Source organism: Mesorhizobium sp. CA4, assembly GCF_020165075.1.
In the GTDB taxonomy this organism is placed as follows: Bacteria; Pseudomonadota; Alphaproteobacteria; order Rhizobiales; family Rhizobiaceae; genus Mesorhizobium.
The window spans coordinates 16,295-26,691 of the sequence record NZ_JAIUHK010000003.1 but is presented as its reverse complement, the minus strand read 5'-3'; the positions used below and the strand labels follow the sequence as shown (position 1 = coordinate 26,691).

Genomic DNA, 10,397 nt, shown 5'->3' with positions numbered 1-10,397 from the left:
GCGGCATGCAATCAGACCCCGTGGGGACCAACATGAAACTTCTGTTCAGCCGCAATCCCAATCCTCGCCTCGCGGTCGCGACCGCGCGCTATCTCGAGGCCAAGATCGCGTTCGAGTTCGCATCGCCAATGGCGCCCGGGCAGGCCGAGCGCTACCGCGCGCTCAATCCCAATCTGACCTTGCCTATCCTGGTCGGTCCGGGATGGAGCCTGTGGGAGGCTGACGCCATCGCCTGCCGGCTTTCTCGCGACCTTCGCTCGGATTTCTGGCGCAGCGGGGACGACGAGCCGGACATGATCCGCTGGATCAGCTGGGGCAAGGAACGGTTCGCCTTCGCTTGCGACATGGTGCATTTCGAGCGCGGCACCAAGCAGCGCTACGGGCTCGGCCCGATCGATCGGGCGTTGGTCGAGGAGGGGCTGAGGCAGTTCCACACCGCCGCGGCGGTCCTCGAGCCTGAGCTTTCCGCGCGGGATTGGCTGGTCGGCGATTCAGTCTCCTATGCCGACTTCCGCATGGCGACGTTCCTGCCTTTCAACGATGCCGCCGGATTGCCGCTCGACGACTATCCGTCGATCCGTCGCTGGTATGGCCGGCTGGAAGCGATCGACGCCTGGCGCGACCCGTTCCAGGGACTGGAAGCGCCGCCACTGGCGCCGGTCAAGATCGAGGCGTGACCCGCATACGCTGAACCTATCAAAGGCGCCCGGGACGCAAACTCGTCCGGTCGAGTCCGATCTCGTCTTCAGTACATCTCAGCCGGAGTCGACCTCCAGACTGTCGTTCAGCGCATCGCGCAACGCCTGGATTTTCCGGTTCAAGGTATCGAGTTCAGCCAATTTCATGCCTGAGCGCTCGATCAGGGTCTCGTTCAGGCAATTACACCGGACGAGCAGAGCCCGTCCTCTGGGGGTCAGGTCGACCTGCACCTGACGCTCGTCGGTCTGGCTGCGCTGCCGGGTGACAAGGCCTGCCTGCTCCATTCGCTTCACCAGCGGGGTGATCGTGCTCGATTCCAGGGCGAGCCGACGCGCGATGCCGCCCACCGATATGCCGTCCGCCTCTCCCAGCGCGTTGAGCACGAGATATTGCGGATAGGTGATGCCCATCTCGTCCAGCATCGGCTTGTAGGTGCGGCTGATCGCCATGCTGGTGGCATAGAGCGTGAAGCAGAGCTGATTGTCCAACGGGAGAGGCACGGCGCATTCCTTTTGCCGACTGAGCTTCTGTTGTGTACCACGAAAAATGATATCGCGATACGTATTTCCATGGACGCGGCGCCCCACCTCAGTTAATGAGATTATCGCGATAGTATTTATCGCGATATCAACAGAAGGAGATTGAGATGACCTCGCAGACCAAGTCAGGCTCGGGCAGCGGCACGATCACCACCAAGGACGGAACGCAGATCTTCTACAAGGATTGGGGCACGGGCCAGCCGATCGTCTTCCACCATGGCTGGCCGCTGAGCAGTGACGACTGGGACGCTCAGATGCTGTTTTTCCTGTCAAAGGGTTACCGCGTCATCGCGCATGACCGGCGTGGCCATGGCCGTTCCAGCCAGACCGACACCGGCAATGAGATGGACACCTATGCTGCCGATGTAGACGAGCTCACGGCGTATCTCGGCCTCAAGGACGCCATCCATGTCGGTCATTCGACGGGCGGCGGCGAGGTGGCGCGCTATGTCGCGCAATATGGCGACCGCGTCGCCAAGGCCGTGCTGATCGGGGCGGTGCCGCCGATCATGTTGAAGACGCCGGCCAACCCAGGCGGCCTGCCGATCGAGGTGTTCGACGGTTTCCGCGCGGCGCTGGCGGCCAACCGCGCCCAGTTCTTCCACGACGTGCCGGCCGGGCCGTTCTACGGCTTCAACCGCCCGGGCGCGCAGATTTCCGAAGGCGTCGTCGACAATTGGTGGCGCCAGGGCATGATGGGCGGCGCCAAGGCGCATTACGACTGCATCAAGGCCTTCTCGGAAACAGACTTCACCGAAGACCTGAAGAAGATCGACGTGCCGGTGCTGGTCATGCATGGCGACGACGACCAGATCGTGCCGATCGCGGACTCCGCGCTCATCTCGATCAAGCTGCTCAGGAAGGGCGAGCTCAAGGTCTACAAGGGCTTTCCGCATGGTATGGCAACGACCCATGCGGATGTCATCAACGCCGACCTCCTGGCCTTCTTCAAGGCCTGAGGCTGGCCGCCAAACACGAAAGCACCCGCCAGGCGGCGGGTGCTTTGATCTTTGAAAACCCTTCGAAGTGGCCCGGCAATCAGGCCTTTCGCGCTTCCCTCATGTTGGGCAGGAACACCGTCAGGAGACCGAGGAAGGGCAGGTACGAGCAAATCTGGTAAACGAAGTCGATGCCCCTCATGTCGGCGACGACGCCGAGCACCGCAGCGGCGATGCCGCCCATGCCGAAGGCGAAGCCGAAGAAGATGCCGGCAATCATGCCGACGCGACCGGGAACCAGCTCCTGCGCGAAGACGACGATGTTGGAGAAGGCCGACGACAGGATCAGGCCGATCAGCACGGTGAGCACCATCGTCCATTCCAGATTGGCGTAGGGCAGCGCCAGCGTGAAGGGCAGCACGCCGACGATCGAGAACCAGATCATCGCCTTCTGTCCATAGCGGTCGCCGAACGGGCCGCCGAGCAGGATTCCCAGCGCCGAGGCACCGAGGAACAGGAACAGCATCACCTGGCTCATCTGCACCGAAACGCCGAACTTATGCATGGCGTAGAAGGTGTAGTAGCTTGAGAGCGAGGCGATATAGGCGTTCTTGGTCAGCACCAGCAGCGTCAGCACGGCCAGCGCCCACATGACCTTCTTGCGCGCAAAGGGCGAGACATGGGCAGCCTGCCTGCCGGTGGCCATAGAGGCGCGCAGCCGGCTGTACCAGCCGCCGACTTGCCACAGCACGACGATGCCGATCAGCGAGCCGACGGCGAACCAGGAAATGCTGGTCTGGCCGAACGGCACGACGATGAAGGCGGCGAGCAGCGGTCCCATGGCCTGGCCGAAATTGCCGCCTACCTGGAACAGAGATTGCGCCAGGCCGAACCGGCCGCCCGAGGCGAAGCGCGCGATACGCGAGGATTCCGGATGGAAGATCGCCGAGCCGATGCCGATCAGCGAGGCGCCGATCAAAAGCAGCCAGTAATGGCCGGCATGAGCCAGCACCACCAGGCCGACCAGCGAGGAAGCCATGCCCCAGGGCAAGGAGTAAGGCATCGGCTTCTTGTCGGTGATCATGCCGATGATCGGCTGCAGCAGCGAGGCCGTCACCTGGAAGGTGAAGGTCAGAAGGCCGATCTGCCAGAAATCGAGACCGTAATTGTCCTTGAGCAGCGGATAGATCGCCGAAAGCAGCGACTGCATGATGTCGTTGACGCAATGGCAGAAGCTCACCGCAAGAATGACGGTGAAGGCCGTCGCTTGCGCCGAGATGTTGCTTGCCGGCGCCGGTGCGGCGACGGCGGTGGCGGTCGTATCGGTCAAGGCAATGCTCCGTAGTCTTGTTGGAGCATGATCTTGTCCGAAAACCGGTTCCCACTTTTCGGGATCATGCTCTAGGCGGCGAACCGCAGCCGGCCTTATAAGCCCGTTGCCAAGCGACTTCTTTCGTGGTTTGGTCCAATAGTTTCGCAAGTGGGCCATATCCGATGCCGAATAGCCGGGAGATATTCAGAGGCGATGCCGCCGAGCTCGGCCGGCTGCATGAAAGCCGCTGGCAATGGCTGGAACAGGCCGTCGGGCCGGCGGTTGCGCTGCCAACCGAATATCCGGACGGCTACCACGTGCCGCAGCACCGCCACAGCCGCAGTCAGCTTCTGCACGCGCTGGTCGGCGTGGTCCTTGTGACGACCAGGCACGGACGCTGGATGGTGCCGCCCGACCATGCGATGTGGATACCGGCCGGCACCGAGCATTCGGTCGAGATGCTGGGCGACGTCTCGATGCGTTCGGTCTATGTCATGCCGGACGCCATTGCCGGCCTGCCGCAAGGCTTACGCGTCGTCGGCATCACCGAGCTGATGCACAGCCTGATCGTGGAATCGGAGAAGCTGCCGCAGGGCGGCGAGCTCGAAGGGCGGGCGGCGCTCGTCATGGGACTGCTGCTGCACGAGATCCCGAACCTTCCGGAACGGCCGCTCGGCCTGCCTTTCCCGTCCGATCCGAAGCTCGCGGCGCTTTGCCGGCGCTTCGTGGCGGCCCCTTCGCCGCATGCGACGATCGACGAATGGGCGGATGCGGCGGGCATGAGCCGGCGGTCGTTCACCCGCGCCTTTCACCGCCAGACCGGGCTGTCGCTCTCGACCTGGCGCCAGCAGGCCTGCCTGTTCGCGGCGTTGCCGAGGCTCGCCGACGGCGAGCCGATCACCAGGGTGGCGCTCGACCTCGGCTATGACAGCGTGCCCGCCTTCATAACCATGTTCAAGCGCATGCTCGGCGCTTCGCCGCGCGGCTATATGCGCGGCGCGCGCGATGCAGGCGAGGGGACCAAGCGGCCGAGCGGCTCGTCTCGTACGGAGACTGCGGCGATTTAATCGAACAGACTCGAGACCGATTCTTCCGTCGCCGTGCGCGAGATCGCCTCGCCCATCAGGTCGGCGATCGAAATGACGCGGATGTTCGGGGCGTCGAGCACGCCCTGGGTCGGCTGGATGGAATCGGTGATCACCAGCTCCTGCAGCTTCGAGCCGGCGATACGGGCAACGGCGCCGCCGGAGAGCACGCCATGGGTGATGTAGGCGGTGACGGAGGTCGCGCCATTGGCCAGCAGCGCGTCGGCCGCGTTGCAAAGCGTACCGCCGGAATCAACGATGTCGTCGATCAGGAGGCAGTCCTTGCCGGCGACCGCGCCGATGATGTTCATGACTTCCGATTCACCGGGACGCTCGCGGCGCTTATCGACGATGGCGAGCTGCGCGTCGAAGCGTTTGGCCAAAGCACGCGCCCGCACAACGCCGCCGATGTCGGGCGACACGACCACGACGTTGCCGAGCTGCTTGTACTTGGCCTTCACGTCGCGGGCCATCACCGGCACCGAGAACAGATTGTCGGTCGGGATATCGAAGAAACCCTGGATCTGGCCCGCATGCAGGTCGAGCGTCAGCACGCGGTCGGCGCCGGCGCGGGTGATCATGTTGGCGACCAGCTTGGCCGAGATCGGCGTGCGCCCCGAGGCGCGGCGGTCCTGCCTTGCATAGCCGAAATAGGGGATGACCGCCGTGATGCGCCGCGCCGAGGAGCGCATGAAGGCGTCCATCATGATGAGCAGTTCCATCAGATGGTCGTTGGTCGGATAAGAGGTCGACTGCAGGATGAAGACATCCTCGCCGCGCACGTTTTCCTGGATCTCGACGAAGATTTCCTGGTCGGCGAAGCGCCTGACGCTGGCCTTCCCCAGCGGGACGTTGAGATAGCGAGCGACCGCCTCGGCCAGCACCCGGTTGGAATTGCCCGCGAAAAGCTTCATGCACCGTTCCTGGTGAAGGATGGAGAGGCCGGAGAGACTCTCATTCGCCTTTTATGCGGGCTTTTAGCGGCCCGCGCCGGTATTGCAAGCCTCGTTGTGGGGAATCCTTCCGGCGGCCGCAACAAACACCGAAGACATCGCAAGCCGGCAACAGTCTGGCCGGCAACAGCTCGGCCGGTCCGGTCAACCGGCGCCGCCGCTGCCGAGCCAGGTAGCGAACTGGTCGATCGTCTGGTCGGCGATCGCCTGCATGGTGGCGGGCGCCACCGTGGGCCAGCCCTCGCCGCTGCCGACGGCAGGCGCCTTCTGCTGGCCGTTGATGCGGTGCAGGCGATTGCCGGACGGATCGTAAATATCCCAGACATAGATGACGGTCGTGTCCTTGCCCTCGGACATGGTCGAAAAATAGCCCTTCAGCACATGCGTCGCCGTCTGGTCCGTGCTGCCGACAAGGGTCAGGCCACGCTGTTTGGCACGGCTCTGCAGTTCCGCCGTCAACGGCGCCGCCGCGTCCACCGATGCGCCGACGATCGGCGCCACCTGTAGCCGCGTTTTGGCGAGGGCGGCGGTTTGCGCCGGCGTTGCGCGTGTCGCGGGTGAGGCCGTGCTGGAAGGCGCGGGCGAAGGAGCAGGCGCGGTCGTGGTCGCAGATGTGGCCGTTGTGGATGTGCTTTGCGGGGTGGCCGAAGACTGGGCCGAGCTCGCCGGCGGGGTGATCGCCGAAGGTTCCAGGACGTCCTTGGCGTTGGTGCAGGCGCCAAGCGCCAGCACCGCAAGCAATGACACGGTCGTCACCTGCGATCGTCTCATTTGCCTGAAAACTCCCTGTTGGCGAACGCCCCCGCGCGAACCAACCATTATGGATTCACTGCACGATCAAGTCGAGATCATGGCGCGACAGCGGCTTCGGCGCCGATTCCGTGGTGAGGTAGGTGCGGCCAAGGGTCATCGCGGTCTCGGTCTCGGAGTCCATGATGATCATATGCGCAAACAACGTCATATTGGGTGCGATCGGCTCCGGATTGCCCTGGTAGAACATCGGCATGTCCATCCAGGACGGCGTGAAGCGAGCGCCGACCGAATAGCCGCAGGCGTTCAGCCGGTGCTTGGTCAGATTGTGCGCTTCAAGCGTGCGGGCATGCGCGTCGAAGACATCGCCGAAGGTGTTGCCCGGCGTCATCGCCTTCTCGACCGCGAGCAGGGCGGCACGGGAAGCGTCGAACAATTCCTGGTGACGTTTCGATACCTTGCCGGTCAGAACGGTGCGCATCATCGGGGCATGATAGTGGTGGAAGACGCCGGCCCATTCGAGCGTCAGCTGGTCGTTCTTGGTGAGCTTGCGGCGGCCTGCCTTGTAGCGGCAGAGCAAGGCATCGGCGCCGGAGCCGATGATATACTCATTGGCGGGGTAGTCGCCGCCGCCGGCAAAGACCGCGCCCTGCATGGCGGCAAGGATGAGCCCTTCGTCGCCGCCTTGCTTGATCAGCGGTAGCGCCGCATCCAGCGCGTCGTCGGATAGATTGGCTGCCTTTTCCGCCTTGGCGATCTCGGCCGGGCTCTTGAACAGGCGCAGCCGGCCGACGATGCCGGAGGCATCGGCGATCTGGCCGAAGGTCTGCAACTGCTCGTCCAGGCGGCGGCCGTTATAGGCCGTCAGGCCATGGGTGTCGTATTCGACGCCGATGCGGGCGCCGAGCAGATCGAGGTCGTTGAGCAGGTTGCGCAGGTCGATCGCCGGATTGGCACCCTGACGATCGGTCCACAGCACGATGTTTTCGACGGTCGAGGTATGGCGCGCCTGCCTCAGATCTGCCGAACGGGTGAGCAGCACCATCGAGCCGTCGGCCTTCACTACCAGGCACTGGAAAAAGCAGAAGCCGAAAGTGTCGTAGCCGGTCAGCCAGTACATGCTCTCCTGCGCGAACAAAAGCACGGCGTCGAGCTTCTTCTCGGCCATTTCGATCAGCAGCCGGTCGCGCCGCGCGTCGAATTCCGAACGTTCGAAATGCAGCGCCATTACTCTTTCTCCAGAACGATTGCCGAAACCTGGCGCCCGTAATCCGCTTCCTTGCGGTGTGTGGTGCGCCGGTAGGAATAGAAAAGCTCTTCTTCCGCGTAAGTGCAGCGGCCAAGGCCTTCGGCGGTCACGCCGGCCTTGCGCAGCCGGTCGACCGTATATCGGTTGAGGTCGAACATCGAGTGCCCGGCTGTTTTCGATGGCCTGAAATAGCAGTGATTGCCTGCATCGGCCTCGACGAAGCGGGCGACGAATTCCGGCCCGACCTCGTAATTGTCAGGGCCGATCGAGGGGCCAAGCACGGCGACGATGCGGTCGCGGCGGGCGCCGAGGCCCTCCATGGCAAGGATGGTGTTTTCGAGCACGCCGGTGAAAGCGCCCTTCCAGCCGGCATGGGCGGCGCCGATGACGCGCGCCTCGGCATCGGCGAAGAGAACCGGCCCGCAATCGGCGGTCGAGGCGCCGATGGCAATGCCAGGACGGTCGGTGACGATGGCGTCGGCCTTCGGGCGAGGACCGGCGAAGGGTTGCCTGGCGACAACGACATCCGGCGAATGGACCTGGTGCGCGGTCAACAGATGATCCGCCGGCACGCCCATCCAGTCAGCAACGCGCCGCCGGTTCTCGGCGACCAGCGCCTGATCGTCGCTGGAGCCCGTGCCGATGTTGAGCCCCCGATAGATGCCGTCGGAGACGCCGCCGACGCGGGTGAAGTAGCCGTGGCGCATGCCTGGCGCCTTTTCAAGCAGCGGCGAGCGTACTGGATCGGGTCTGGTCTGATTCAGCATGGTTGGGTTTGTCGTCCGTGCGGGGCGGTCTCGTCAAGGCGAAGTTCGGAGAACGGAGCAGACCAGACGGCAAGGCCGCGATCTCAGGCAGCTTTGGCCACCGGCAGGATCTTTACGATCTTGAACAGTTCACCCATCGCGTCGGGGCCGGCCAGGCGTTCGACCGCGTCCGAGATGGCTTGACGTGTCTCGGGATCGGCATGAGCGCCAAGCGTGCCGGCGCGCTCGAGCAGGCCCATGCCGAGCAGGAACTCGCCCTGGGTCGACAATTGCACATTGAGACCGTGAGCGCGCGCCACGTCGGCAAGAGCGGCGAAGTCGACATGGGCGGTTAGGTCGGCTTCGCCCGGATTGGCCAAAACGTCCTCGCGCTGGTGTCGGCGCAGCGCCTGGAAAGTGTCGCCGATCCCTGCCTGCAGATAGCCGTAGTCGATGAAGAGGCCGGCGCCGCCCCGGCCGGCTATGCGTTCGGCGATCTGCGACATCAGCGCCGAACGGGCAGGCGCCACTTCGACGATGGCGCCTTGCGGCGCATCGGCAGCGGCGGCCGGCAGCAGTGCCGGGTCGACCGATCCGGCACCGGCGAAGAAATGCAGTTCATCGGCGCCGTCGAGGCCGACAACGCGCTCGCGCCAGCCCGTGCCGACATAGACGAACTGCCGGATCGGCACAGCGTCGAACAATTCGTTGCCGACGATAAAGAGCGGCTGCCGCGGCAGCGTGTCGATGGTCTGGTGCCAGGCAAGCGGCGCGCTCTCGCCGGCAAGCGTCTGCTTCTGGATCTCAGCCAGGCGCGGGCTGGTCTCGATCATGGCAAAGGAGGCGCCGGCCAGGAGCGCCGGGTCGAGCCGCGACCAGGTGCGCAGCATGTCCTTCATCAAGGTGCCGCGGCCGGGACCGATCTCGGCGAAGGTCGCGGGCAACGGCCGGCCGGCACCCTGCCAGGCCTGGTAGAGCCAGACGGCGACGAGCTCGCCGAACATCTGGCTGATCTCGGGCGCGGTGATGAAGTCACCGGCGGCGCCGAAGGGCTCGCGCGTCGTGTAATAGCCCTCGTCGGGATCGAACAGGCAGAGCGCCATATATTCGCTGACCGGGATCGGCCCCGCCGCGCCGATCAGGCCTATGATGCGCTCCTTCAGCCGGGTCATGCCCGCGGCTCGGCCGCCGGTTTTGCGGTGGCCATGGCCCAGATGCCGGCGAGCACCATCGGCGTGGACAGGATCATGCCCATGGTCAGCCAGTTGGTGCCAAGCAGATAGCCGAGCTGCTGGTCGGGCTCGCGGAAGAACTCGACGAAAATGCGCGACAGGCCGTAGCCGCAGATGAAGGCCCCGCCGACGAAGCGCGGCGTCTTCAGTTTCAGGCGCGAATGGGTGAGGAGGCGCAGCACCAGGAAGAGCACGAGGCCTTCGAGCAAGGCCTCGTAGAGCTGGCTGGGATGGCGGGTGAACGGGCCGCCATTGGGGAATTCGATCGCCCAAGGCACATCCGACGGCCGACCCCAAAGCTCCGAATTGATGAAGTTGGCGACACGCACGAGGCCGAGTCCGACAGGCACACCAGCCGACACCACATCGAACAATGTCCAGGTGGGGATGCGGCGCCTGAGCGAAAACAGCGTCATGGCGAGGATGACGCCAAGCAGGCCGCCATGGAACGACATGCCGCCTTGCCAGACGGCGAAGATGTCGAGTGGATGCGCGATGTAGCGAGGCAGGTCGTAGAAGAGCACGTAGCCGGTGCGTCCGCCCAGCACGACGCCGATGGCCGCCCAGACGATAAAGTCGTCGAGGTCCTCGGGCTTCATCGGCAGCTTGCCGTCCGGCCAGAGGCGCGGGTTGGTGACGAGGCGCTTGGCGTACCACCAGGCAAAGAGGATGCCGATAATGTAGCCGACGCCATACCAATGCACCGCCAGCGGCCCGATATGGACGATGACCGGATCGATGTTGGGGAAGGGCAGGGAGGCCAACGGCAGCAGGAAATATTCGCTCAAAACGGAGGTCCCCGGTGACGGTCACGATTGGGCGCGGACCATGCGGCAGGGTTTTGGCGGGGTCAAGGCAAGGCTTCGCTTGCATTCGGCGCCGTGCGCCACTACG

The 10,397-nt window shown here is 64.4% G+C and carries 11 protein-coding genes; 3 read left to right on the top strand and 8 right to left on the bottom strand.

Annotated elements, in window-relative coordinates:
- The first annotated feature begins 32 nt into the window (after positions 1-32).
- A complete protein-coding gene (locus LB528_RS03135; RefSeq protein ID WP_224713816.1) occupies positions 33-677 on the top strand; it encodes a glutathione S-transferase family protein in 645 nt (214 codons plus the stop codon).
- 78 nt (positions 678-755) lie between these two features.
- Here the strand turns inward: LB528_RS03135 and LB528_RS03130 are convergent, their stop codons facing one another.
- Entirely contained in the window at positions 756-1,199 is a 444-nt protein-coding gene (locus LB528_RS03130; protein WP_224713815.1) for a MarR family winged helix-turn-helix transcriptional regulator, read from the bottom strand.
- 146 nt (positions 1,200-1,345) lie between these two features.
- Here LB528_RS03130 and LB528_RS03125 point away from each other — a divergent pair, with 146 nt between their 5' ends.
- Positions 1,346-2,197, top strand: a complete 852-nt coding sequence (locus tag LB528_RS03125; RefSeq protein ID WP_224713814.1) for an alpha/beta fold hydrolase — start codon at positions 1,346-1,348, stop codon at positions 2,195-2,197.
- Positions 2,198-2,276: 79 nt separating this feature from the next.
- On the opposite strand, the gene LB528_RS03120 is transcribed toward LB528_RS03125, so the two are convergent.
- Positions 2,277-3,506: an MFS transporter gene (locus LB528_RS03120; protein ID WP_224713813.1), complete on the bottom strand. Its 1,230-nt coding sequence runs from the start codon at positions 3,504-3,506 to the stop codon at positions 2,277-2,279.
- Positions 3,507-3,670: 164 nt separating this feature from the next.
- Here LB528_RS03120 and LB528_RS03115 point away from each other — a divergent pair, with 164 nt between their 5' ends.
- Positions 3,671-4,555, top strand: a complete 885-nt coding sequence (locus tag LB528_RS03115; protein ID WP_224713812.1) for an AraC family transcriptional regulator — start codon at positions 3,671-3,673, stop codon at positions 4,553-4,555.
- Here the strand turns inward: LB528_RS03115 and LB528_RS03110 are convergent.
- From LB528_RS03110 to lgt, 6 genes are all read right to left on the bottom strand, one after another.
- Positions 4,552-5,487: a ribose-phosphate pyrophosphokinase gene (locus tag LB528_RS03110; protein WP_126081663.1), complete on the bottom strand. Its 936-nt coding sequence runs from the start codon at positions 5,485-5,487 to the stop codon at positions 4,552-4,554. The two genes, LB528_RS03115 and LB528_RS03110, sit on opposite strands and share 4 nt — an antisense overlap.
- 183 nt (positions 5,488-5,670) lie before the next feature.
- Positions 5,671-6,297: a hypothetical protein gene (locus LB528_RS03105; RefSeq protein ID WP_224713811.1), complete on the bottom strand. Its 627-nt coding sequence runs from the start codon at positions 6,295-6,297 to the stop codon at positions 5,671-5,673.
- A gap of 55 nt (positions 6,298-6,352) precedes the next feature.
- A complete protein-coding gene (locus LB528_RS03100) occupies positions 6,353-7,504 on the bottom strand; it encodes a M24 family metallopeptidase (RefSeq protein WP_224713810.1) in 1,152 nt (383 codons plus the stop codon).
- Positions 7,504-8,292, bottom strand: a complete 789-nt coding sequence (pgeF, locus tag LB528_RS03095; RefSeq protein WP_224713809.1) for a peptidoglycan editing factor PgeF — start codon at positions 8,290-8,292, stop codon at positions 7,504-7,506. The genes LB528_RS03100 and pgeF overlap by 1 nt, the downstream gene beginning before the upstream one ends.
- 83 nt (positions 8,293-8,375) lie before the next feature.
- On the bottom strand, positions 8,376-9,443 hold the full coding sequence (locus LB528_RS03090; RefSeq protein ID WP_224713808.1) for a class I SAM-dependent methyltransferase: 1,068 nt from the start codon (positions 9,441-9,443) through the stop codon (positions 8,376-8,378).
- The gene (lgt, locus tag LB528_RS03085; RefSeq protein WP_224713807.1) at positions 9,440-10,291 is read right to left on the bottom strand and encodes a prolipoprotein diacylglyceryl transferase; all 852 of its coding nucleotides are present in this window, start codon (positions 10,289-10,291) and stop codon (positions 9,440-9,442) included. Before lgt ends, LB528_RS03090 begins: the two co-directional genes overlap by 4 nt.
- Positions 10,292-10,397: the final 106 nt, after the last annotated feature.